The 23,281-nt window shown below is 62.7% G+C and carries 21 protein-coding genes; 20 read left to right on the forward strand and 1 reads right to left on the reverse strand.

The features are described from left to right. The first annotated feature begins 40 nt into the window (after positions 1–40). The 11 genes from nuoE to EPO61_03650 all read left to right on the forward strand — a co-directional run bounded on the left by nuoE (position 41) and on the right by EPO61_03650 (position 13,402). On the forward strand, positions 41–571 hold the full coding sequence (gene nuoE, locus EPO61_03600; GenBank protein TAJ09812.1) for an NADH-quinone oxidoreductase subunit NuoE: 531 nt from the start codon (positions 41–43) through the stop codon (positions 569–571). 76 nt (positions 572–647) lie between these two features. Continuing rightward, a complete protein-coding gene (gene nuoF, locus EPO61_03605; GenBank protein TAJ09813.1) occupies positions 648–1,955 on the forward strand; it encodes an NADH oxidoreductase (quinone) subunit F in 1,308 nt (435 codons plus the stop codon). A gap of 100 nt (positions 1,956–2,055) precedes the next feature. Then, entirely contained in the window at positions 2,056–4,719 is a 2,664-nt protein-coding gene (gene nuoG, locus EPO61_03610; protein ID TAJ09814.1) for an NADH dehydrogenase (quinone) subunit G, read from the forward strand. Positions 4,720–4,805: 86 nt separating this feature from the next. Beyond that, on the forward strand, positions 4,806–5,864 hold the full coding sequence (nuoH, locus tag EPO61_03615) for an NADH-quinone oxidoreductase subunit NuoH (protein TAJ09815.1): 1,059 nt from the start codon (positions 4,806–4,808) through the stop codon (positions 5,862–5,864). A gap of 75 nt (positions 5,865–5,939) precedes the next feature. Beyond that, on the forward strand, positions 5,940–6,482 hold the full coding sequence (gene nuoI, locus EPO61_03620) for an NADH-quinone oxidoreductase subunit NuoI (GenBank protein ID TAJ09816.1): 543 nt from the start codon (positions 5,940–5,942) through the stop codon (positions 6,480–6,482). Between the two features lie 80 nt (positions 6,483–6,562). Beyond that, positions 6,563–7,069, forward strand: a complete 507-nt coding sequence (locus EPO61_03625) for an NADH-quinone oxidoreductase subunit J (GenBank protein ID TAJ09817.1) — start codon at positions 6,563–6,565, stop codon at positions 7,067–7,069. A gap of 74 nt (positions 7,070–7,143) precedes the next feature. Beyond that, positions 7,144–7,446: an NADH-quinone oxidoreductase subunit NuoK gene (gene nuoK / locus EPO61_03630; protein ID TAJ09818.1), complete on the forward strand. Its 303-nt coding sequence runs from the start codon at positions 7,144–7,146 to the stop codon at positions 7,444–7,446. Between the two features lie 91 nt (positions 7,447–7,537). Further along, positions 7,538–9,442, forward strand: coding sequence for an NADH-quinone oxidoreductase subunit L (locus tag EPO61_03635; GenBank protein ID TAJ09819.1), 1,905 nt, complete (start codon positions 7,538–7,540; stop codon positions 9,440–9,442). Positions 9,443–9,446: 4 nt separating this feature from the next. Beyond that, positions 9,447–11,036 (forward strand): NADH-quinone oxidoreductase subunit M, encoded by a 1,590-nt coding sequence (locus EPO61_03640; GenBank protein ID TAJ09820.1) that lies wholly within the window; start codon positions 9,447–9,449, stop codon positions 11,034–11,036. Then, entirely contained in the window at positions 11,033–12,514 is a 1,482-nt protein-coding gene (locus EPO61_03645) for an NADH-quinone oxidoreductase subunit N (protein TAJ09821.1), read from the forward strand. Before EPO61_03640 ends, EPO61_03645 begins: the two co-directional genes overlap by 4 nt. Before the next feature lie 66 nt (positions 12,515–12,580). Then, positions 12,581–13,402: a YihY/virulence factor BrkB family protein gene (locus EPO61_03650; protein TAJ09822.1), complete on the forward strand. Its 822-nt coding sequence runs from the start codon at positions 12,581–12,583 to the stop codon at positions 13,400–13,402. Between the two features lie 72 nt (positions 13,403–13,474). On the opposite strand, the gene EPO61_03655 is transcribed toward EPO61_03650, so the two are convergent. Next, the gene (locus tag EPO61_03655) at positions 13,475–14,617 is read right to left on the reverse strand and encodes a site-2 protease family protein (protein ID TAJ09823.1); all 1,143 of its coding nucleotides are present in this window, start codon (positions 14,615–14,617) and stop codon (positions 13,475–13,477) included. Between the two features lie 77 nt (positions 14,618–14,694). On the opposite strand from EPO61_03655, the gene EPO61_03660 reads away from it, so the two are divergent. From EPO61_03660 to EPO61_03700, 9 genes are all read left to right on the forward strand, one after another. After that, positions 14,695–15,174, forward strand: coding sequence for a hypothetical protein (locus EPO61_03660; GenBank protein TAJ09824.1), 480 nt, complete (start codon positions 14,695–14,697; stop codon positions 15,172–15,174). Next, positions 15,128–15,916: a hypothetical protein gene (locus EPO61_03665; protein ID TAJ09825.1), complete on the forward strand. Its 789-nt coding sequence runs from the start codon at positions 15,128–15,130 to the stop codon at positions 15,914–15,916. Before EPO61_03660 ends, EPO61_03665 begins: the two co-directional genes overlap by 47 nt. Then, positions 15,906–16,391: a GNAT family N-acetyltransferase gene (locus EPO61_03670; GenBank protein TAJ09826.1), complete on the forward strand. Its 486-nt coding sequence runs from the start codon at positions 15,906–15,908 to the stop codon at positions 16,389–16,391. The genes EPO61_03665 and EPO61_03670 overlap by 11 nt, the downstream gene beginning before the upstream one ends. A gap of 69 nt (positions 16,392–16,460) precedes the next feature. Next, on the forward strand, positions 16,461–16,859 hold the full coding sequence (locus EPO61_03675; protein TAJ09827.1) for a VOC family protein: 399 nt from the start codon (positions 16,461–16,463) through the stop codon (positions 16,857–16,859). A 70-nt stretch (positions 16,860–16,929) separates the two neighbouring features. Next, the gene (uvrC, locus tag EPO61_03680) at positions 16,930–18,750 is read left to right on the forward strand and encodes an excinuclease ABC subunit UvrC (protein TAJ09828.1); all 1,821 of its coding nucleotides are present in this window, start codon (positions 16,930–16,932) and stop codon (positions 18,748–18,750) included. A 565-nt stretch (positions 18,751–19,315) separates the two neighbouring features. Further along, positions 19,316–20,203 (forward strand): response regulator transcription factor, encoded by an 888-nt coding sequence (locus EPO61_03685; protein TAJ09829.1) that lies wholly within the window; start codon positions 19,316–19,318, stop codon positions 20,201–20,203. Between the two features lie 46 nt (positions 20,204–20,249). Beyond that, the gene (locus EPO61_03690) at positions 20,250–20,705 is read left to right on the forward strand and encodes a response regulator (GenBank protein TAJ09830.1); all 456 of its coding nucleotides are present in this window, start codon (positions 20,250–20,252) and stop codon (positions 20,703–20,705) included. A gap of 441 nt (positions 20,706–21,146) precedes the next feature. After that, complete coding sequence (locus tag EPO61_03695; protein TAJ09831.1) at positions 21,147–21,713, forward strand: TIGR00645 family protein; 567 nt, start codon at positions 21,147–21,149, stop codon at positions 21,711–21,713. A 212-nt stretch (positions 21,714–21,925) separates the two neighbouring features. Continuing rightward, positions 21,926–23,278, forward strand: a complete 1,353-nt coding sequence (locus tag EPO61_03700) for a long-chain fatty acid transporter (GenBank protein ID TAJ10088.1) — start codon at positions 21,926–21,928, stop codon at positions 23,276–23,278. Positions 23,279–23,281 lie beyond the last annotated feature (3 nt).

The raw sequence follows: 23,281 nt of genomic DNA on the forward strand, positions 1-23,281 counted from the left end.
GCATTCATCATTTATCGTTCAGACACGTAGGTGAGTTGCAATGCTGAGAGAAAAGTATAAGACCGAGATCGAGGAAATTCTGTCCCGCTACCCCGTGAAGCGCTCGGCCTTGCTGCCCCTGCTCTACCTGGCGCAGCGCGAGGCCGGCTACATCAGCGAAGAGGCGATGCAGGAGATTGCCGGACTCCTGCGGCTCACGCCGCCTCAGGTCTATGAGACGGCGACCTTTTATACGATGCTGAACCTGAAGCCGGTCGGGAAGTTTCACCTCCAGGTCTGCAAGTCGCTCATGTGCGCTTTGGTGGGCTCCGACACCTTGATCGGCTGGCTGGAAAAGAAATTGGGCATCAAGTCCGGCGAAACGAGCAAGGACGGTCTCTTCACGCTGAGCAAGGTGGAATGTCTGGGGGCCTGCGGGACCGGACCGATGATGCAGATCAACGACGACTATTACGAGCGGTTGACCGAAGAAAAGGTGGACCGGATCCTGGCCGACCTGAAGCGGGACGGCACCAGCGCCTTGAAGACCGGTCCCTTCATGTGGCCCGAGCCCAACGGAGCAAAGCCATAGGCGCATATGGCCTATGGCTCGGACAGACAGAACTTTCTTGCCATAAGCTATAGGCCATAAGCTCTTAGTACAAACCATGCCGAAACACGAACCAGTCCTACTCAAGAACATGCTGCAGCCTGGCTACACCGGTTCGCTCGCGGAGTACGAGCGGGCGGGCGGGTACCAGGCCTTGAAAAAAGTCGTCGGCAAGGTCGCGCCTGCGGATGTGACCGCCATGGTCATCAAATCCGGCCTCCGCGGCCGTGGCGGGGCCGGGTTCCCCACCGGCGTCAAGTGGGGATTCCTGCCGAAGGATTACCAGGGCCCCAAGTACCTCTGCTGCAACGCCGACGAGAGCGAACCGGGCACGTTCAAGGACCGGCAGTTGATGGAGCGCGATCCGCACCAGGTCCTGGAAGGGATCGCCCTCGCCTGTTATGCGATCGGATCGGAAACCGCCTACATCTACATCCGCGGCGAGTTCGTCCTGGGCTCCAGAATTCTGGACAAGGCCGTCGCGGAAGCGCGCGCGGCCGGCTACCTGGGCAGGAACATTCTCGGCAGGGGAATCAACCTGGACATCTGGGTCCACCGCGGCGCCGGCGCCTACATCTGCGGCGAGGAAACGGCCCTGCTGGAATCGCTGGAGGGCAAGCGCGGGCTGCCCCGCGTGAAGCCGCCCTTTCCGGCTACGAGCGGCCTCTACGGCAAGCCGACCGTGATCAACAACGTGGAGACACTGGCAAACCTCCCGCATATCGTCAACCGGGGGCCCGAATGGTTCGCCTCGATCGGCTCCCCGCCCAAGAGCGCGGGCACCCGCATCTTCTGCGTCAGTGGACACGTGAAGCGGCCCGGCAACTATGAAGTCCCGATGGGCGTCACGTGCCGGGAGCTGATCTTCGAGCACGCCGGCGGCATGAGGGGAGACAAGCCGCTGAAGGCCTTTATTCCCGGCGGCGCCTCGGCCCCCTTTCTCACACCGGACCATCTGGACGTGAAGCTGGACTTCGAATCCGTGGCCCAAGCCGGTTCGATGCTGGGCTCCGGCGGGGTCACGGTGATGGAAGAGGGCACGGATATGGTTTGGGCCGCGCTGCGACTGATGGAGTTTTTTCACCACGAGTCCTGCGGCAAGTGCAGCCCCTGTCGGGAAGGCAGCTCCTGGCTGGTGCAAACCCTGCGCCGCATTCTGGCCAAGCGGGGCCGGATGGAAGACCTTGAAACCCTCGTGCAGTTGTGCAACAACATCGCAGGCCGCACGGTCTGCGCCTTCGGAGACGCGGAGGTGGCCCCGATCCTGAGCACTTTGAAGTACTGGCGGCCCGAATACGAGGCCTTGATCCGAGAGGCCGAGGCCCAGCGCGCACACGAGCTTCCGATGGCGGCGGCGCGGCATTGACGAGTCTTGAAAGTCCGAAAGTCGTAAAGTCTCATGACCAGCGACTTTCGAATTTCAGACTTTAAGACTTGACGGACTTTTAGACTTTATCGACTGACTTATGGCCACGACAGCAGCAGAAACAGTCAAACTGACGATCGACGGGCAGAGCCTCACCGTGCCGAAGGGGACGCTCGTCATCGAGGCGGCACGCCAGGTCGGCGTGATGGTGCCGCACTTCTGCTACCATCCGAAACTCAAGCCGGACGCCAACTGCCGCATGTGCCTGGTGGAGATCGAGAAGATCCCCAAGTTGCAGACCGCCTGCAGCACGCCGGTGGCCGATGGGATGGTCGTCCGCACCGCCACCACCGTCGTCAACGATGCCCACAAGTCGGTCCTCGAGTTCATTCTGGCCAACCACCCGCTGGACTGCCCGGTCTGCGACCAGGGCGGCCGTTGCGACTTGCAGGACTTCTCCCACGAATACACGCCCACGACCAGCCGCTTCATCGAGGTCAAGCGGGTCTTCGACAAGGAATACTTCAGCCCGCTGATCGAAAAACAGATGAACCGCTGCGTCCAGTGCCTGCGCTGCGTGCGCTACTGCGACGAGGTCATGGACGTGAAGGCCCTGGCGCCGGTGAACCGCGGCACGATGACCGAGATCAAGCACTTCGGCGCCCATGAGTTGGACTGCGAGTTTTGCGGCGGCTGCATCCAGATTTGCCCGGTGGGCGCCATCACCAGCCGTCTCTCGATGTACGAGTTTCGCCCCTGGATGCTGAAGCGCGCGGATACGGTCTGCACCTACTGCGGGGACGGCTGCCAGATCACGATCCAGGCCAAAGACAACCAGCTCATCGAGGTCAACTCCTCGCTCGGGGCCGGGCGCAACAACGGCGATCTCTGCGCCAAGGGCTATTTTGGCTACCACGCCACCACCAACCCGGAGCGGCTGACTACTCCCCTCATCCGACGCGACGGCCGGCTGGTACCGGCCACCTGGGACGAGGCGCTGGAATATGTGGCCGAAACCTTCGTCCGGCTCAAGCTCAAGCACGGGGCCCAGGCCTTTGCCGGCCTGATCACCGCCCGCTGCACGAACGAAGACCTCTATCTGTTCCAGAAGTTCATGCGGCTGGCCCTCGGCACGAACAAGCTCGACAGCAGCGCCCGCTACGGGCAGGTCAACGCCGTGCGCGCCCTGTGTCGCGTCCAGGGCACCCACCGCTGGCCCGTCACGTTCGAAGACATTGCCGCCGCCGAGGCCTTGCTCCTGGTCGGCACCAACATCACCGAGGCCAACCCGATCACGGGCCTCCGGGTCAAGGAGGCGGTAAAAAAACGAGGCGCCGTCCTGCTGACGGTCGAGTCGCTGGAACCGACGGTGGGCGCCATCAGCAACATCGCCAACCTGGCCGCCCACCATTTTACGGCGCACCCGGATCAGTACAAACCGGTGGTGCTCGGATTGATCAAGGCGGTGATCGACGAGGGCCTGGCGGACCGGACCCTGTCGCAGAAGGCTCCCGCCTACTTCCAGGCGATCAGCGGGGCGGTGCAGAAACTGTCCTGGCCCGCGATCGAGCAAGCCACCGGCAGCAGCGCCACGGCGTTCAAAGAAGCGGCGCGGGCGTTTGCACAGACCGCGCGCGCCGTGATCATCGTCGGCGCCGGCGTGCTGCGGGAGCCTGGCGGAAGCGGTCTTGCCGCCACCTTACAGGATCTCCTGTTGCTCACCGGCCACCACGGCCGTCCCGGCTGCGGCCTGGCGCCCCTGGCCGAGCAGAACAACGACCAGGGCGCGGTGGAAATGGGGACCGTGGCGGAGTGTCTGCCCGGCCCTTGCGACCTCGGCGACCAGGAAGCCCGCGCACGGGTCTCGGCGCTCTGGCGGGAGGAGCTGCCCCAAGGGCCGGGCCGGACGATCCCGGAAATCCTGGAGGAAGCGCGCAGCAAGACCATCAAGGCCCTGTACCTCGTCGGCGAAGATCCGGCCGGCTCCCTGCCGGATTCGGCCCGCGCCAAGGAGGCGCTCGAAGGCCTGGAGTTCCTGGTCTGCCAGGAGCTGTTCCTGACCGACACGGCGCGGCTGGCCCACGTGGTGCTGCCCGCCTGCTCCTACGCCGAAAAGGACGGGACTTTCACGAACACCGAGGGCCATGTCCAGCAAGTCCGGCACGCCATCGAGCCGGTCGGCGAGAGCCGCCCCGATTGGGAAATCTTCTCGGCCCTGTCGGGGCTGATGAGCTATCCGCTGGAATACGGCGACGCCAAGGAAATCCTGAAGGAGATCCGGGCCCTGATTCCCGGCTACGGCCTGCCGGGACCGGCGCCCAAACCGTCCCGTCCGGACGACGAGGCGGTCGCCCGCTACTTGAAACAGGGCTATGCGGAGGATCTGGTGGAGCGATACGGCTACGCCCCTCCGGTGAAGGCCGCAGGCCGGTTGACCCTGCTGGTGGATCAGTCCTTGTTCCATTCAGGCAAGTTCTCCACCAGGGCGAAGGGATTGTTGCACCTGCAAGCGGGCGGCGCGCTGAGCCTCAACCCGGCCGACGCGGCCCGGCTCGGGATCGCCGAGGGGGACCGGGTCCTGATCTCGAACGAACTGGGACAATGCCGCACGACGGCCAAGTTGTGGGACCGGGTGCCGGCCGGTCTGTGCCGCTTCCCGGAACATTTCGACCAGGAAGCGCGCCGGCTCCTGTCGATCTCGATTGACGTCGTGACCGGCGTGCCGTATTACAGAACGGCGCAGGTGAAGATCGAGCGTCTGTAGCGTCGGAAAGTCTATCAAGTCCGAAAGTAGCCAAGTCGGCGTCGGACTTTTTGACGTGATGACTTTTTAACTTGAGGGACTCAGTCATGACCGAAGTCGGAATCAAACTTGCGTTTTCACTGGCTCAGATCGCCGTCGTCCTGGGCATCGTACTGCTCACGGTCATGATCCTGACCCTGGCGGAACGCAAGGTGCTCGGCTGGATGCAGGACCGGATGGGCCCGATGGAAGTCGGACCCTACGGCGTGCTGCAGCCCATCGCGGACGGCTTGAAGCTCTTTTTCAAGGAGGACATCGTCCCGGCCGGGGCCAACAAGTTCCTGTTTTCCCTCGCGCCCATCCTGGCACTGGTGCCCGCGCTGATCGGCTTCGCGGTGATCCCGTTCGGCCCCAACAAGACCATCGAGCTGTTCGGCTACCAGTTCCAGCCTTTCGTGATCAGCGACATCAACATCGGCATTCTGTACATCCTGGCCTTCACCTCGATCGGCGCCTACGGGATCATCCTGGGCGGCTGGGCCTCGAACAGCAAATATTCCCTGCTGGGGGGCCTGCGGTCGGCCGCGCAGGTCATCAGCTACGAATTGAACGTGGGGCTGGCGATCGTGGGCGTCCTGCTCCTGGCCGGCTCGCTGAGCCTGGTCAAGATCACCGAGGCCCAGGCCGGCGGCTTCTGGCACTGGTACGTGTTCGCCTTTCCGTTCCCGCAAATCTTCGCGTTCGTCGTCTACGTGATCTCCTCCGTGGCGGAAACCAACCGGCTGCCGTTCGACCTGCCGGAAGCGGAGAGCGAGCTGGTTGCGGGCTTCTTCACCGAGTACAGCGGCATGCGGTTCGCCTTCTTCTTCCTGGCCGAATACGCGAACATGATCCTGGTCTCCTGCATCGCCGCCGCCCTGTTCCTGGGCGGCTGGAATGCCCCCTACCCCGGCACCCTCCTGCCGGAAACGCTGGCCTGGGTGGAAGGGGTCATGTGGTTCACGGTCAAGGTGTACTTCTTCCTGTTCCTGTTCTTCTGGTTGCGGGCGACGCTGCCGCGCCTGCGGTACGACCAGCTCATGCGGTTCGGCTGGAAGGTGATGCTGCCGATCGCCCTGGGCAATATTCTCGTGACGGCCATCGCGGCGTATCTCTTCCCAAGGTGACGCGAAGAAGTTGACAGTTATCAGTTCACCGTTCCGGAAAAACTGATTACTGAAAACTGACCACTGAGAACTCAGATGACGAAATTCACAGCTTGGATCAAGACCATCATCTTCTACGAGATCCTCGTGGGCATGAAGGCCACGCTCTCGCACTTGCTGCGCTACAAGCCGATCACGCTCCAGTATCCGCACGAGAAGCGGACCCTGCCGGACAGTTACCGGGGGATGCTGGCGCTGCTCCGCTACGACGACGGCACGGAGAAGTGCGTGGGCTGCGACCTCTGCGAAGCGGCCTGTCCCTCGCGGGTCATCAAGGTCTTCAGCGCCGAAGTGCCCGGCGAACCGACCAAGCGGTTTGCCAAGGAATATTACATGGACATGACCCGCTGCCTCTTCTGCGGGCTCTGCGTGGACGCCTGCCCGGTGGACGCGCTGGGCATGACCCGCGAGTTCGAATGGGCGGTGTACGACAAGCGGCAGTTGCGGTTGAACAAGGAACAGCTCCTGGCGATCGGAGACCGGTCGTACCCGGTCCGCGAGAAGCGGCTGGAGTTCCAACATCCGAACGTCGCGTTCTTCAACGTGGCGTTCAAGAACTTGCCCGAAAAGGAAGCGTAGCGCGATTGTTCTCGCCCTCTGGCCGGGCGAACACGAGTCACGTGGGCTGACGCGCGTAGCAGGCGAGAGGGTTTGCCATAGTGAGCTATCTGTTCTTCCTGTACTTTGCCGGTGTGATCGTCGTCACCTCCATCCTGGTGGTGGCGTTGCGCAACCCCGTCTACAGCGCCCTGTCCCTGCTGATCATGTTCTTCCACGTAGCGGGCCTCTACGTCACGCTGCACGCGGAGTTTCTGGCCGCCGTCCAGATCATCGTCTATGCGGGCGCGATCCTGGTGCTGTATCTCTTCGTCGTCATGCTGTTGAACGTGAAACGCGACGAACGGTACCACGTCCAGGCGCCGGCCGCCGCCTTCCTGGGGCTCGTCCTTCTGACGGAGGTCGTGCTGCTGGTCAGCCAACGGACCTACCAGGTCGCGCCGGCCGGCCCTCCCGCCGCCGACCAGGCAGGGAATACGGAGACGATCGGCGAAGTCCTCTACTCCGCGTACCTGTTCCCGTTCGAGGTCGCGTCGCTGATCCTGCTGGTCGCCATGATCGGCGCGATCATCCTGGCGAAAAAAGACCTTGGGATGCGTGAGGAGTAAGGGGTGAGGCGCAAGGAGAGCCGGCGGCGGCGTGCCGTTTCACGCTTCACGCGTCGCATTTCACGAGGAAGCTTATGATTCCCGTTTCCTATTACCTGATTCTGAGCATGATCGTGTTCGTCACCGGACTCGTGGGAGTACTGGTGCGGCGCAACATCATCATCATTTTGCTCTCGGTCGAGCTGATGTTGAACGCCACGAACATCAACTTCGTGGCGTTTTCCCACTATTTTCACAACGTGGCCGGCCAAGTCTTCGTCTTCTTTGCCTTGACCGTGGCGGCGGCGGAAGTGGCGGTGGGCCTCGCCATCATCATCGCCTTGCACCGGAGCAAGTCCAGCATCAACGTGGACGAGTTCCAGCTTCTTAAATGGTAAACGCGAAATGATGAACGATGAACGAAGGAAAGCCCTGCAGGACCGTATCGCCGCCGGTCATCACTCATCATTCATCATTCATCGTTGATTTATGGAATACGCGCTCATCCCATTGCTGCCCTTTGCCGCGTTTCTGATCCTCGGCCTCTTCGGTCACTGGATCAAGGACCGGGCGCATTTCATCGCGGTTCCGGCGGTCGTGGTATCGTTCCTCCTGTCCGTCCTGGCGTTTCTGGACGTGGCGGGTGGACGGCAGACCACGATGCCGCTCTATACCTGGCTGCAGTCCGGCGACGTCACCATCGCCCTCGGCCTGTCCATCGACCGGCTTACCGCCGTCATGCTGCTGCTCGTGACCACCGTGAGCTCGCTGGTGCACGTCTACACCATCGGCTATATGCACGGGGAAAAGGGCTACGCCCGGTTCTTCGCCTACATCGCGCTCTTCACCTTTTCCATGCTGATGTTGGTGATGGCGGATAATTTCCTGCAGCTGTTCGTCTTCTGGGAAGCGGTCGGCCTCTGCTCCTACCTCCTGATCGGCCACTGGTACGAACGACCTTCGGCCTGTAACGCGGCCACCAAGGCCTTCGTCGTCAACCGCGTGGGGGACTTCGGCTTCCTCCTGGGCCTCCTGCTGGTGCTGGCGAGCTTCGGCACGTTGGATTATCACCAGGTGTTCGCCCAAGCCGCCGCCTACACGACCGATACGGTCAACCTGCTCCGGCCTTTCGGCGGCGAATGGCGCGTCTCGACGCTCACCCTGATCTGCCTGCTGCTCTTCGTCGGCGCGATCGGCAAATCGGCCCAGGTGCCGCTGCACGTCTGGCTGCCGGACGCGATGGAAGGCCCGACGCCCATTTCGGCCCTGATCCATGCGGCCACGATGGTCACGGCGGGGGTCTTCATGGTCGCGCGGCTCTCCCCCCTCTACAACCTGTCGCCGGCCGCGATGAACGTGGTGGCGGTCGTGGGCGGGCTGACGATGGTGCTCGGGGCCACGATCGCGCTCACCCAGTACGACATCAAGCGGGTCGTCGCCTACTCGACCGTGAGTCAGCTCGGCTACATGGTCATGGCCTGCGGCTTCGGCGCCTATACGGCCGGCATGTACCACCTGCTGACCCATGGGGCCTTCAAGGCCTTGCTGTTCCTGGGCTGCGGGTCGGTCATTATCGCCTTGCACCATGAGCAGGACATGCGCCGGATGGGCGGCCTGAAGGACAAGCTCCCCGTCACCTACTGGACTTTCGTGATCGGCTCGCTGGCCCTGGCCGGCTTTCCCCTGACCTCCGGCTTCTTCAGCAAGGACGAGATCCTCGTGAGCGCCTGGTCCGCCGGCGCCCTGGGCAAGACGCTGGCGGTGGCGGGCCTCCTGACCGCGGGCCTCACCGCGTTCTACAGCTTCCGCCTCGTGTTCGTGACCTTCTGGGGCCCCTCCCATGTGGACCCGCATCATGCGGGGCACGTGCACGAACCTTCCAAGACCATGACGGTCCCGCTGGTGATATTGGCAGTTCTGGCCCTGCTGGCCGGTTATGTGGGGATTCCGCAGTTCTTGGAGCCGGCCTTGCCAGGTCCGGAGGGGACGGGAGGCCACCACGAAGGGAGCGCCGCCGCCGGGATCATGATCGTGGCGACCCTGCTGGGCCTGAGCGGCATCGCCGCCGCCTACTTGATGTACGTCAAGCTGCCCGGCCTCGCCGAGAGTCTGGCCAATCAATGGCAAGGGGCCTATCGGCTGTCCTTCAACAAATGGTATGTGGACGAGCTCTACGACCGGACCTTCGTGAAGCCGACGTTCCAGCTCGCGGACCGGCTCTGGCAGAGAGTGGACGTGGGCATCATCGACGCGGCGGTGAACGGGCTCGCCCGCGGCGTGGCTTGGTTCGGCTGGATCCTGCGGCTGATCCAAAGCGGCCAGACCCAACATTATGCGCTGGGCATGACCTTGGGGGCCGTGCTGATTCTGACCGTGTATTTGCTCTCTTGGTGATGTGATGAGCCACTTTCCCTGGCTGACCGCGATCATCTTCCTCCCGCTCGCCGGGGCAGCGGCGCTGTTCTTCGTCAAGGCGCAGCAGGCCCGCTGGCTTGCGCTGGGCGTGACGCTGGCGGACTTTGCCCTGTCGCTGCCCCTCTGGTTCGGTTTCGACGCCACGACGTCCCAGATGCAGTTCACCGAGCGGGCGTCGTGGATCACGTCGCCCGCCATCAACTATGCACTCGGATTGGACGGCATCAGCCTGCCGATGATCCTCCTGACCACGTTCCTGACTCCCTTCTGCGTGGGGATTTCCTGGCGCGCGATCGAAAGCCGGGTCCAGCTCTTCATGGCCAGCCTCCTGGTCATGGAAACCGCCATGCTGGGGGTCTTCGCCGCATTGGACTTCGTGCTGTTTTACGTATTCTGGGAGGCGATGTTGATCCCCATGTACCTGCTCATCGGGGTCTGGGGCGGCCCCAACCGGGTCTACGCGGCGGTGAAGTTTTTCCTGTACACCCTGGTGGGAAGCGTCCTGCTCCTGGTCGCCATCATCGTGTTGTTTTTCAAGGGCGGCCACACGTTCGACATCCTCCAGCTCAGCAAAGGCGATTACGCCCCGGTGCTCCAGAGCTGGATCTTCTGGGCCTTCTTCGCCGCATTCGCCGTCAAGGTGCCGATGTTCCCCTTCCACACCTGGCTCCCGGATGCGCACGTGGAAGCGCCCACGGCGGGCAGCGTGATCCTGGCCAGCGTGCTGTTGAAGATGGGCGCCTACGGATTCCTCCGGTTCACGCTCCCCATGCTTCCGGATGCGACGATCGCGTATACCCCGATCATCATCGCTCTCTCGGTGATCGCGATCCTCTACGGGGCCTACATGGCCCTGGCCCAGGCCGACCTGAAAAAATTGATCGCCTATTCCAGCGTCAGCCACATGGGATTCGTGACCCTCGGCATTTTTGCGCTGAACACCCAGGGGATCGAAGGCGCGATCCTCCAGATGGTCAATCACGGCATCACGACCGGCGCCCTGTTCCTCTGCGTCGGCATCATTTACGAACGGACCCACAGCCGGTTGATCAGCGACAACACCGGCCTGACCGGGCCCATGCCGCGCTATGCCACGTTCCTGGTCATCTTTTCCCTCTCGTCCCTGGGTCTGCCCGGCACGAACAGCTTCGTGGGCGAGTTTCTCGTGCTGGCCGGCACCTTCTTCCGGAGCAAACCGGTGGCGGCGCTGGCCTCGCTCGGCATCATTTTGGCCGCCGCCTACATGCTCTGGATGGTGCAGCGCGTGGCGTTCGGCACGCGCTCCGAACAATCCGCACACCGGCCCGTCCATTTGTCCGATCTGAACCTGCGCGAAATGGCGCTGCTGGCCCCACTGCTTGTGCTCGTCTTCTGGATCGGGTTGGTCCCAAACCAGGTCCTGACCCCCATGCATGCCAGCGTCGCGAACCTGCTGGATCAAATGGACCAGGAAGAAACGGCGCTGGCGCAAATTATAGGCACGGGGCAAGCGGCAAGGGGCGATAGGCAAGAACCGCTCCCCGCTCCCTTGCCCCTTGCCGCTCGCCACAGGCCGGACAAGAGTATTCCATGACGCTTCCCCTGGCCGACATCCTCGCGATCCTGCCCGAGCTCATCGTGACGGGCGCGGCCTGCCTCATCCTGGCGCTGGACCCGATCACGCCCGCGTCACGCAAGGAGTGGCTGGCCTGGATCGGCCTGGGCGCGCTGGCCGCCTGCATCGGTGTCACGGCCTCGCAGATGGGCGTCAAGGTCATGGCCTTCAGCGACCTGGTGATCATCGACCCCTACGCCAGCTTCTGGAAGCTCCTGCTCTACCTGGTCAGCGGGCTCACGATCCTGCTTTCGCTCGCCTACCTGAAGGAAGAAGCCATGCATCTGGCCGAGTATTACGGCTTCCTCCTGCTCTCGCTGGTCGGCATGATGGTGATGGTCTCGGCCGCCGACCTGCTGACCATCTATCTGGGCACGGAGCTCATGTCCTTGTCGCTGTACGTCCTGGCCGGCATCAAGCGGACCTCGGGGCGCTCGCTGGAAGCCTCGGCCAAGTACTTCGTGCTGGGCGCCTTTTCGTCCGGCATCCTGCTCTACGGCATTTCTCTCCTGTTCGGAATCACCGGCAGCACCAAACTGCCGGCGATCGCCGCGGCCATCCACGGTCGCAGTCTGGATGATCCGACGCTGCTGTTGGCCATGATCCTGCTGGTCGTCGGCTTCGGCTTCAAGATTGCCGCCGTGCCTTTTCACATGTGGACGCCGGACGTCTATGAAGGCGCGCCCACGTCCGTCACCGCCTTCATGGCCGTGGCCTCCAAAGCCGCCAGCTTCGGCGCCTTTCTGCGGGTCTTCCTCGAAGGGTTGGGCGGGCTCAAGACCAACTGGTACGGGCTCTTCCTGATCGTCTGCGTCGCAACGCTCATCCTGGGCAACGTGGTGGCCATCGTGCAGACCAACATCAAGCGCATGCTGGCCTATTCGAGCATCGCCCACGCCGGCTACGCGCTGATCGGCGTGGTTGTGGCCGGGCACGCGACGGCGTCCAGCGAGGTCCGAGGCCTGGGGCTCGCCAGCGTGATGCTGTACTTGGCGATCTACGCCTTCATGACGATGGGCGCCTTCGCGGTCGTGGCCCTGCTGCGCAAGGGAGGACTGGAAGGGGAAGAGATCGAGGACTACACGGGACTGGCCAAGCGGCAACCCGTGGCGGCCTTCCTCATGCTGGTATTCATGGTGTCGCTGGCCGGCATCCCGCCCACCGCCGGATTCATCGGCAAGTTTTACCTGTTCATGGGCGCCGTGCGCGCGGGCCTGACCTGGCTCGCCGTGGTAGCGCTGCTCTTCGCCGCGGTCTCGGCCTACTACTATCTGCGCGTGGTGATGGTCATGTATATGCGGGAGCCGGAGGCCTCGGTCACGGTCCTCCCGCGCCTGGCCGCCTCGCCGGCGTTGACCATCGTGCTGGCCTGCGCGCTGGCCGGCGTCGTCTTCTTCGGTCTGTATCCAGACCCCCTCGTCGCGTTGACCCAACACGCGATCCTCGCGCTGAAGTAAGCGCGGGACTTGGACCCTTCACGGGAAGGAGGCTCGTCGACGTTCACCGCAACGCAGGTTCCTTCGATGGCGTTCCTCCGACTGCTGCGTGGCGCGGCGTCCGACTTCCGTCGGCACGGCTGTACGAGCCTGGCCGCGTCGCTGGCCTTCTTCACCCTCCTGTCCTTCTTTCCGATGATCTACCTGCTGCTGTACCTCGTCAGTTTCTTCGTGAGCCACGAACGGATCGGACAGGAATTCCTGCTGAACTTCCTGCACGGATTTCTGCCCATGTTGGGCGCCGACCTGGCCGAGGAAGTCAAACGGGTGGCCGGCGAACAGATCGTGCGCTGGGTCGTCTTCCTGGCGTTCGTCTGGTTCGGAATGCTGGTCTTTTACGAGATGAACTATACGGTGAACGTCGTCTTCGGGACGCCACGGAAGCGCGGCGCGCTGCTGTCCTCACTGGCCTCGTTCGCATTGCTGGGGATGGTGGAGGTCCTCTTGGTCCTGTCGTATCTGGTCACCCAGACCCTGGGGCGTCTGGTGTCCTACGCGCCACGGATCGGGGGCATCGATCTGGTCGCCGTCGCCGCCCACAAGCTGCTGCTCGCCTACGTCCTGCCCTTCGCGCTGGTCCTGGCCGCCGTCACCTGCCTCTACCGCTACCTGCCGGCGGAACGTCCCGCGTGGCGCGATGCGGCCGTCGGGGGCCTGGTGCTGGCGCTCCTCTGGGAAGTCGCCAAGCATCTGTTCGGCACCTATGTGCAGCATCTCTCGGTCTATAGCCGGATGTATGGATCGCTGTTGGTCACGGTGCTGTTCCTGCTGTGGGTCTATTATTCGGCGGCGCTGCTGCTGTTCGGGGCCGCCATCGTGCGCCGGCTGGACGAAACAAGGCGGGAGTGACCCGTACCGAGGCAACCGTGGCGGGTCAGACCTTGCCTCGTTGCCCGTGGATTTATTCGTGGAATGCGGTCGCTATCCGCGCAGCCCACGGAGTTGCAGAAAGCGGGCGATCCCGCCCCTCGTCACCAGCCCCGCAAGCTGTCCATGCTCCATCACGGCAAGCCGGTCCTGGTCTTCCCGCTGCATCTGTTCGAACGCGGCCAAGGCCGACATGTCGCGCCCCGTTTCCATCGCCGGCGACCAGGGCTGCATGATGTCCCGCACGCTTCGCCAGGGCCAGAGCGACTGGGGCAAGGCCTGCACGTCCTGCACCGCCACCATGCCGATCGGCCGGCCCTCTTCCACCACCGGGAAACCGCTGTGGCCCAGGGGCAGAAAATGCTGCGCGACCGCGTCCGCCACCGTGAGATCCGCGGGCAGGGTCGCCACGTCGCGCACCATCAGGTCTCCGACCGAGACCTGCTCCAGCGACGCCCTGAGGTTGGCCTGCCGGCGGCTGCCCCTGGCCGAGCTGAAGAGAAACAGCCCGATCAGGGCCACCCAACTCCCGTTGGCCGCCAGCGGGCCGGGAATCAGGCCGGCGGACGCGCCCAGCACTAGCGCCAATCCGAGCAAGCCGAGGACCAGCCCGAACCCCTGGCCGACCAGCGAGGCTTGCTGCGTGGCCCGGTGATAATTGCCGGACCAAGCCCACAGACCGGCCCGCAGCACCCGCCCACCGTCCAGGGGAAAGCCAGGAATCAGATTGAACAGCCCGAGTTGCAGATTCACGGAACCGAGGAGCAGCCCCAAGGCAATCAAGCCCTGGCCCGTATTAACGGTCCCGGCCAACCCCAGAAGCATCCCGCCCAGCGCGAAGCTCACGAGAGGGCCGGCGATCGCAATCAGGAACTCGGCCTTCGGCCCCGGCGCTTCCCGTCGCATCTGGGCGACGCCGCCGAAGATGAAGAGGGTGATTTGCTGGATGGGAATCTGGTACCGCAGCGCCACGTAGGAATGACCCAGCTCATGCAGCAACACGGACCCGAACAACAGGAGGGCCGCCGTGCCGCCCATGCCCCAATAGCGCTGGGGCGAGAGGCCCGGCAGCATATCCGGCAGATAGCCGGTCGCCAGGCTCCAGGTCACAAACCCGAAGACCAGAAACCAGGACATGTGGACTTTGATCGGGATGCCGAAAATACGTCCGATTTCCCAGTCGGTGCCCAGCATCATGCCTCCAGGCTGGTATCCATAGCAGTCGGACCGAAGAGGCGTCAATATCCATCCCGTTTCCGGTATAATCAACCTCGATGCACACTCCACGTCGGACAATTTTCGGCCGCGCGTTCCTGCTGCCCGCCGTCTGCTGGTTCGCCACCGCCTGCGCCAGCCTTCCCACCACCAGCCTGAGCGGCGAGGTCCACGACATTCTGATCACAGAAGACCGGGTCTCTCCCCAAGACCTGATCGTGCACATCGGCGACGAGGTCCGCTGGGTAAACCACCGGCTGAGTCCGATCTGGGTGTATTTTTTCAGGGACTCCCTCGACGAGGTGTCCTGCGCGCGCGGCTTTTCCCTCTTCTGGGCCAACGAGGAAGAAGCCGTGATCGAGCCGGGGCAATCGGTCAGTGTCTGTTTCTCGAAGGAAGACGCGATCAGTTATACGGTCCAGAGCGAGCGGACCGTGATACGCGGCTCCACCGCCGGGGAAGGCGGTTCATTCAAGGTTCCCCAGGGCCTGCATGCAGCAGTCATTGTCGAAGTGCCGCCGGCACGCACACCCCGATAGCGACGCCCCGGCTGGAGACGGCATGGAACGCATGATCCGGCGTTTCCCTTTCCTTATCCTGGCCCTGCTGTTCTGCCTGGACACCCCCGGCGCAGAGGCGCAGGTCGTCCGCTCCGGCCCTTCGGCCTGCAAGGCCATCGCCTTGACCTTCGACCTCTGTCCGGTGCGCAACGGGCGTGGCTATGACGAGCCCCTGATCAAGACGTTGATCGAGCATCGGATCCCGGCGACTTTTTTCATGTCCGGACGCTGGATCGACCGCCACGAGGCCGAGGTTCGGGAGTTACAGGCGGTTCCCTTCTTCGAGATCGGTACGCATGGACAGGTCCACGCACACCTGCCCATGCTGGATACAACGGAGCAGCGCGCGGAGATCACCGATACGGTGCATCTGCTGAAGACCAAGTATGGGATCGAGGCGTCGCTCTTCCGCCCCCCCTACGGCGAGTTCAACGACGTGACCGTGGAGGTGGTGCGGGCGCTGGGGCTCCGCTTCATCCTGTGGGATCGTATCTCCGGCGACCCGGACCCGAAGCTGAGTCGGGAACAGATCACCGGGCGGCTGACCGCCCAGGCCAGGAACGGTAACATTATCGTCCTGCATGCCAACGGGAAAGGCGCACACACGAAAGATGTGGTGGAAGATCTGTACCGGGAGGTGATCGTCGCCAGAGGATTTCGTCCCGTCACCGTCACCCAGCTGCTGGGCCAATGCCAGGGAGAGCCGCCCCATGCCCGGTGACCGCCCGATAATGAGAGCCTACAGACCGGAGGATCGCGAGCCGGTGGTCCGGTTGCTCGCCGGATCCGATCCCTGGCGGAAGCTCGGGTACGGGGACGAGGACTGGTCCCGCTTGTTCCGGACCGATGGAATCGTCGAGGGCCGCGAGGGCTACGTGTTGGAAGCCGACGGGGCCGTGGCCGGCGTGGCGCTGCTTCGGCCCAAGTTCCTGATGGGGGACTATCTGGAGTTGCTGGCCATCGCCCCGGCGACACGCAACAAGGGATACGGCGCCCTGCTGCTCGCGCAGATCGAGGCCATCACTTTCGCACGGGCCAAGAACCTCTTCGCCTGCGTGTCCGACTTCAACGACGGCGCCAGGCGGTTCTATGTCAGGCAGGGGTACCGTGAGATCGGACCGATGCCCAACCTGTTGATCCCAGGCAACGCAGAGTTGTTGTTACGGAAAACGATGGGGCCGGCGAGAACAAGGTAGCTATCAGCACTCAGCCATCAGCGGTCCGTATTGCTGAGAGCTGACGGCTGTATGCTCATGGAGTCATCGATGCGCGTCAAGAAGCTCCTCCACACCCGCATGCGGGTAAGCGACATGGACCAGACCATCGCATTCTACCGCAATGTGCTGGGGCTCGAAGTCCTGGAGCGTCATACCTCCCCGCGCGGCTCGCACCTGGCGTTTCTGGCCGTGCCCAACAGCGAGGAATTGATCGAGCTGTGCAGCTTTCCGCCCAGCGGCCCGGTGAAGGTGCAAGAGGACCTCGTCCACCTGGCCTTCGAGGTCGAGAACCTGGACGACACGGTCGCGCAGCTCACCGCCAACGGCGTGAAGATCACGGACGGTCCGACGCGCAGCTCGTCCGGCAGCCGCTTTCTCTTCATCGACGCGCCGGACGGCTACGAGATCGAGCTGATCGAACGCCCGCCCGGGACGGCGCCGGCCTAACCGACTCGCGCGAACAGCCGGGCGGACCGTCGCGCTTGCTCGGCACACCGCTAGGTCGTACAATTCCTTCATGGCCGGCAGCTTCACGATCTCCCCCATGCTCCAGTCCAAGCTCGACCACCTGCCCGCGCAGCCCGGCTGCTATCTGATGAAGAACGGGCGGGGCGAGATTCTCTACATCGGGAAGGCATTGGTGCTGGCCGACCGGGTCCGGTCGTACTTTGCCAAGGCCGGCGACCAGACGCCCAAGACGTCGGTCCTCGTCAGCCAGGTGACGGACCTCGAAACGATCGTCACCCGCTCCGAGCTGGAAGCGCTGATCCTGGAAAGCAACCTGGTCAAGCGGCACAAGCCCCGCTTCAACGTCGTCCTGCGCGACGACAAGCAGTACCCCTACCTGCGCCTGCCGATCAAAGAGGCGTTCCCGCGCCTGTCCATCGTGCGGCGGGTGCAGAAGGACGGGGCCCTCTACTACGGCCCCTACGTGCCGACCAATGCCCTGCGCGAAACCTTGAAAGTGATCCGCAAGGTCTTTCCCCTCGCCACCTGCGAGATCGAGATCGACGGGACCGCCGAGCGGGCCTGCATCGAATTCGAAATCAAGCGCTGCATGGCGCCCTGCACCGGCAACCAGAGCCGTGAGGACTACCATCGGATCGTCAAGCAGGTGCGGCAGTTTCTGGAGGGCCGCGACACCGAGCTGCTGAACGGCCTGCGCGCCGACATGCAGCAGGCCGCGGACCGGGAACAGTTCGAGGAAGCGGCCCGCTTGCGCGACCGGATCGTCAAGATCGAGCGGACTCTGGAAAAACAGCGCGTGACCCAGACTGCTTCGACGGACCAGGACGTGATCGGGCTGGCCAGGCAGGGCGCGGCGGTGGATCTTCAGATGCTGTTCGTGCGCGGCGGGCTGCTCATCGGACGGAAGGACTTCTTTTGGCCGGCGGTCGCGGAGGCGTCGGACGAAGAACTGGTCCGCGCCGCGATCGAACAGTTCTACAACAAGGACGGATTGCCGCCCAAGGAACTGCTGGTCCCGACGGCACTCGGCGAAACCGCTTTGCTCGAAGCCTGGCTGTCCGAGAAAAAAGGCGAGTCGGTGCGCATCCTCGCCCCCGAGCGGGGGGGCAAGCACCAGCTCCTGCTGCTCGCGGAGGAAAACGCGGCGGCGGCGGTAGCCGATCACTTGCGCGACGAGGAGATCGATCGTCTGGCGGCCGCAGAACTCAAGCGACTGTTCAGGCTCGAGAAGGCGCCCCGGCGGATCGAGGGGTTCGACATTTCCAATACCATGGGCGACCAGTCGGTGGCTTCGCTGGTCGTCTGGGAGGACGGGCAGGCGAAGAAGGCGGACTACCGCAAGTTTCGGATTCAGACCGTGCAGGGAGCCAACGACTTCGCCAGCATGCAGGAGGCCGTCGTCCGGCGATACGGGGAGACGGAAGCCCTTCCCCTGCCGGATCTCATTCTGATCGACGGAGGGCTCGGACAACTCGTCGCCGCCGTCGAGGGGCTCCGGCAAGTCGGTCGCACCGGGATTCCCATCATCGGACTGGCCAAAGCCCGGGGTGAAAAACAGGAGCGCGTGTTCCTCCCGGGGCGCAAGAACCCGATCGTCCTGCAGGCCTCTTCTCCGGCCACCCACCTGTTGCAGCGGATCAGGGACGAGGCCCACCGGTTCGCCATCACCTACCATCGCAAGCTCCGCGGCAAGGCCCTCCTCGCCTCACGCCTGGATCAGATTTCCGGCGTCGGTGAAACCCGACGCAGCCGCCTTCTGCGAACGTTCGGCAGCCTGGAGCAGATCGCCCGGGCGAGCGACGAAGCGTTGCGGGATGCAGCCGGCGTCGATGCGAAGACGGCTGCGGCAATCCGCAAGGCCCTGGCATAGACCTCGCAGCCTTCCCTTCCTCTCAGCCCTCGATCTCTTCGCCGCCTCAAGTTTTGTGTCACATCTGGCGATCTCAGTTTTTGACAGCTCTTTACCATTTGGGGACGCCGTCCGTGCTCCATTGATCCGGCAGGTGTCCGGCAAGACTTCCGCTATATCTTCCTCTCCTCTCGCACAATGCAGATCCTTACGTTTTCTCTCTTTCGCACACGACCAGCCCATACCCTCTGCCTTTGTGCCGTTGGCCTAGCACTCTTTACAGAAAAAACAAAGTTCAAAGATCATCAATATGGCTGATTGACCATGGCGACCATGGCAAGGCGATGGGTACTATTCCAAATTTCTTCAATATTCTTCATTAAGACATTGCGACTACAAATAAAGTATTACAATAAATTCATTAACTTATAAATATAACCATGCCGGAGAGTACTTTGCTCATCGAGGCATGATCCATGCTCATTCATTGCTTTGCCAGAAAACCACTAGCCATCGAGTAGACGTCTAGAAATCAAAACCGGCGAATGACAAAACTTAAGACAAAACTTAAGAAAGGGACCGGCAGATGCTAAATGCAATCCCGACGAACCTGAGCCTGCCTGCCATGCACCGTAATGAACAACGTGCCCACTATCCAAACCAGGAACCAGACAGTCCATCCATGCCGCCGCAACGAGCCCTACTCCAAGCCGTCATCGTCACCCTCGGCAGCACCATCGGATCACTCCTCATGCCCTCAATGATGCCGCACCTGCTTCGCGGGATCGGCCGTGAATTGGGAACCAGCTTTTACAAGCCCGACGGACCGGTGAAAGAGGTTGGACAAGAACCCGAGCACGAGGCTGCAATGGGCTCCCTGCACGAACAGCTCCTGGACTGCCTTCAGTTGCTCAAGGCGCAATGGGGGTGCCGCTATCAGATCGTGGGGAGAAGCCTGGACCGTCTCGATCTGGCCATCCTCGATTGCCCTCTCGAACCACGAGGTGATGCCCCCCTGCACCTGTGCTGGCTCTATGCCGGCATGCTCGGCGAGGTGGCCGGAAACCGGCTTGGATATGCCAAGACCTCGCTCGGGCCCTGCGCCGGATCACCGGCGCTCTGCGGCACCTCAGAAGCCGCCGCAGAGGGGGCCTGCAACATCACGCTCTATCTGCAGAAAACGGCTGAAAGCGTCGCGGCAGAAGGCACCTCCTATCCCCAGGCCCAGCAGACTCCCGATCATCTCCCGTCCAGAGCGCGTACCGGCCTGCCTTTGGATCGGCTCTCGGACAGGGAATGGCAGGTGCTGCGGCTTATCGGCGAGGGATTCAGCGACAAGGAAATCGCCGACGCGCTGAAGATGAGCGTCCGCACCGCCGAGAATCACGCTTCCAAAGTCTATACCAAGCTGGGAGTACGCGGGCGTGCGCGCTTAATCCGCTATGCCTTGCACCACCGCGTGGTGAACATATGAGCCAATCCGTGTCTCGCACGCAGCCTGCATTGAAAGGATCATTCTCATGACGGACCCGGCGCCACCCTACTCCGAAACCATTTTGCTGGTCGACGACGAGCCGGCTGTACGCGAATTAATCCGCGTCGTCCTGAAGATGAACGGCTACCGCGTCTTTGAGGCAGCCGGCGGAGAAGAGGCGCTTCGACTGCTCGACTCATTCTCCGAGCCTATTCATCTCATATTGACGGATGTGCAGATGCCCGGCATGACGGGACGTGAACTCACGGAACGGGCGCAACAACGCGCCCCCAACATCAAGGTCCTGCTGATCTCCGGCTTTATCAATGCGGCCGATTTTCACGAATGGGCCGTCCCCACGGGAGTCGTCTTCCTACCCAAACCCTTCAACGTGGAAGACCTGGAACGGACGGTCCGTGAAACGTTGAATGGGTACTGCCCCCTGTACAGGCCCTGCGAGCCCCCGCCTCACGAAGCGGCGCTTTCGTGGACGATTCCGTAACGCCAGGCCTTTGCCCACTTTCTCGCCTGCCTTCCGCACCCAGCCTGATGCACCGCCCTCGTCATCATCGACCATGCCGGGCCTGTCAGCCCGGCGACGCGCCGACACGGAGCTCTTGCGAATCGGGCCGGGCTTGCCTATTATCCTCCACACGGGATTCGACGAGACGATAACGTGCAAGACAGCCATCGCCCTGGAGTACGAGCCTTCCTGATGAAGCCCCACCTCTTGCCACACCTTGCCGACCGGAGCCGGCGCATGCAGGCTCAACGACGCGGTCGGAAGGGCGAGGTCGGCCACTCCTGAGCGTTTCACAACACGAGTTCTCCCCGCCCTTGAATACCCCACACCGCACGACTCCGAATCCAGGGTGTCGTCGCTCGGTCGTCCCTTTCGTCCCGTGAAGCCAGGCACTGCAACCCTTAGCCCATAGGAGGCCCCATGTCGAACGTGACCCATCCAGGCTCCACGACAATCGTCCCAACAGGTCCAGGCGGCGTGAGTCGCATCGAACAGGGATTTGAAGTCATGATCTTCGCAAGCCGCTGGATCCAAGCCCCCCTGTATGTCGGCTTGATCGTGGCAGAGCTGCTCTATGCCTACAAATTCCTGACCGAACTCGGAGAGATGGTCTATCACCTCAGCACCTTGACGGAGACCGTGTTCATGCTCGGCATCCTGTCGCTGATCGACATTACGATGGTCGCGAACCTGCTCACGATGGTCGTGATCGGCGGTTACGCGACCTTCGTCAGCAAGCTGGATCTGGAAGGACATCGAGACCGGCCGGACTGGCTCAGCCACGTGGACCCGGGCACGATCAAGGTCAAGCTCGCAGCCTCCTTGATCGGCATATCCAGCATCCATCTGCTCAAGGCCTTCGTCAATGTGAGCAACGTGCCGGTCGAGCATATCAAGTGGCAGATTCTGATCCATATGACCTTCCTGGGTTCTGCGATCTTGTTGGCCTATACGGACAAACTGATGCAGAGAGACCGCAAGCATTGAAGGTTGCGGACGGAAGACTCACGGATACAGGCGAACCGTAGGACTACGAAGAATCCCGCGTGGGAATACCGCATTGACAGGCAGGTGAACCCGTGGGATATTTACGGCCTTTGTTTACCAGGCCTGACGGCAAGTCTTACGTAATCCAAAAAGGGAGGGCGATGCGTCACGGACCGAAGAACGCGATCAGCTGGATTGCACCCCTTCTGCTGTTGATCACGTTCGTGGCAGTCCCTGACGCAGTCCGCGCCAATGGGTTCCGCATCTTCGACCAAGGCGCCTCCGCCACGGGTCAAGGATCAGCGTTTTCGGCTCAAGCGGACGATGCCTCGGCGGTGTACTACAACCCGGCCGGCATGACTCAATTGCGGGGCGTGCAGTTCTCCGGCGGCATGTTGTTCCTCGGGGGAAGCACCAGCTTCAAAGCTCCGAGCGGCGCTAGTGTCACCGGCGGGTTCGGCGACAGTGTGGCCTACCCTCCGCCGGTCAATCTGTACGTCACCGCCAACCTCAAGGATTTGGGGATTCGAGCCCTCGGCGATACCACGCTGGGGCTTGCAGTGATCTCGCCGTTCGGCATCCAGAACGGGTACCCGGCCAACGGCCCATTCGCCACGGCAACGACCTATGTGGCGGTCGAGATATTGGACTTCAAGCCGACCGTGGCCTACAAGCTCAACGACCAGCTGTCGTTCGGAGCCGGCCTCGACATCTACACGTTTGTTCCGTTCATCGGCCAGGGGCAGGCCGAAAACATCTTCAACTCCGCCGGAGGCCCGGGCCAGCCGCCGGCCGGGTCGCGCATCGAAATCAACGGGCGGGACACGGCGGTCGGCTTCAACTTCAGCACGATGTACACGCCGCTGCGCAACGAGGACGGCAAGCCGTTGCTGAACGTGGGCTTTGTCTATCGCAGCAGCACCGCCCTGAACCTGCAGGGGCAGTTCCTGTCCAATGGGAAAGCCACCGCGAATGCCTCCACCAATTTCGTCCTGCCGGAGTCCTATACGCTGGGCGTCGCCTACTGGCCTCTGCGAGACAGAGACCGCGAGTGGAAACTTGAAATCGACCTGGACTACACGGGCTGGCAGAACTTCCGCAACAACAACGTGACCCTGTCCACCGGCTCCACGATTTCCGCCCCACGCCACTGGCAGAACGCGACCACGCTCATGCTCGGCACCGAACACAAGTGGCTCCACGTGGACGAGCTGCCGGACTGGGAAATCGCCGCCCGCGCCGGCTATTGGTATGCGGAGACGCCGGTTCCCGACGCGACGTTCAATCCGTCCCTCCCCAACGCGAACAGCAACTCGATGACGCTGGGCTTCGGCTTCATGTGCAAGGGGCAGGGCCACTTTCTGGGATTCATCGATTGCAGCCCCTCCAGCGAGCAGGGATTCGGGCCGAAGGCAGTCGGCGTGGATCTGGCCTATCGGGCGATTTTCTATGAAACCCGCACCGTCACGGGTAACCAAGCCCCGCTGGCTCTGCCCGGCGTCGTCAACGGCACGTACAATACGACGCTCCACGTCGGTTCACTCAACCTGCGCGTCAATTTCTAACCG

The organism is Nitrospirota bacterium (genome assembly GCA_004296885.1).
GTDB lineage: Bacteria > Nitrospirota > Nitrospiria > Nitrospirales > Nitrospiraceae > SYGV01.

Excerpts from the sequence above, each read along its gene's own strand:
- nuoE (TAJ09812.1), top strand. The coding sequence starts at position 41 with ATGCTGAGAGAAAAGTATAAGACCGAGATCGAGGAAATTCTGTCCCGC.
- nuoF (TAJ09813.1), top strand. The coding sequence starts at position 648 with ATGCCGAAACACGAACCAGTCCTACTCAAGAACATGCTGCAGCCTGGC.
- nuoG (TAJ09814.1), top strand. The coding sequence starts at position 2,056 with ATGGCCACGACAGCAGCAGAAACAGTCAAACTGACGATCGACGGGCAG.
- nuoH (TAJ09815.1), top strand. The coding sequence starts at position 4,806 with ATGACCGAAGTCGGAATCAAACTTGCGTTTTCACTGGCTCAGATCGCC.
- nuoI (TAJ09816.1), top strand. The coding sequence starts at position 5,940 with ATGACGAAATTCACAGCTTGGATCAAGACCATCATCTTCTACGAGATC.
- nuoK (TAJ09818.1), top strand. The coding sequence starts at position 7,144 with ATGATTCCCGTTTCCTATTACCTGATTCTGAGCATGATCGTGTTCGTC.
- EPO61_03635 (TAJ09819.1), top strand. The coding sequence starts at position 7,538 with ATGGAATACGCGCTCATCCCATTGCTGCCCTTTGCCGCGTTTCTGATC.
- EPO61_03640 (TAJ09820.1), top strand. The coding sequence starts at position 9,447 with ATGAGCCACTTTCCCTGGCTGACCGCGATCATCTTCCTCCCGCTCGCC.
- EPO61_03645 (TAJ09821.1), top strand. The coding sequence starts at position 11,033 with ATGACGCTTCCCCTGGCCGACATCCTCGCGATCCTGCCCGAGCTCATC.
- EPO61_03650 (TAJ09822.1), top strand. The coding sequence starts at position 12,581 with ATGGCGTTCCTCCGACTGCTGCGTGGCGCGGCGTCCGACTTCCGTCGG.
- EPO61_03655 (TAJ09823.1), bottom strand. The coding sequence starts at position 14,617 with ATGATGCTGGGCACCGACTGGGAAATCGGACGTATTTTCGGCATCCCG.
- EPO61_03660 (TAJ09824.1), top strand. The coding sequence starts at position 14,695 with ATGCACACTCCACGTCGGACAATTTTCGGCCGCGCGTTCCTGCTGCCC.
- EPO61_03665 (TAJ09825.1), top strand. The coding sequence starts at position 15,128 with ATGCAGCAGTCATTGTCGAAGTGCCGCCGGCACGCACACCCCGATAGC.
- EPO61_03670 (TAJ09826.1), top strand. The coding sequence starts at position 15,906 with ATGCCCGGTGACCGCCCGATAATGAGAGCCTACAGACCGGAGGATCGC.
- EPO61_03675 (TAJ09827.1), top strand. The coding sequence starts at position 16,461 with ATGCGCGTCAAGAAGCTCCTCCACACCCGCATGCGGGTAAGCGACATG.
- uvrC (TAJ09828.1), top strand. The coding sequence starts at position 16,930 with ATGGCCGGCAGCTTCACGATCTCCCCCATGCTCCAGTCCAAGCTCGAC.
- EPO61_03685 (TAJ09829.1), top strand. The coding sequence starts at position 19,316 with ATGCTAAATGCAATCCCGACGAACCTGAGCCTGCCTGCCATGCACCGT.
- EPO61_03690 (TAJ09830.1), top strand. The coding sequence starts at position 20,250 with ATGACGGACCCGGCGCCACCCTACTCCGAAACCATTTTGCTGGTCGAC.
- EPO61_03695 (TAJ09831.1), top strand. The coding sequence starts at position 21,147 with ATGTCGAACGTGACCCATCCAGGCTCCACGACAATCGTCCCAACAGGT.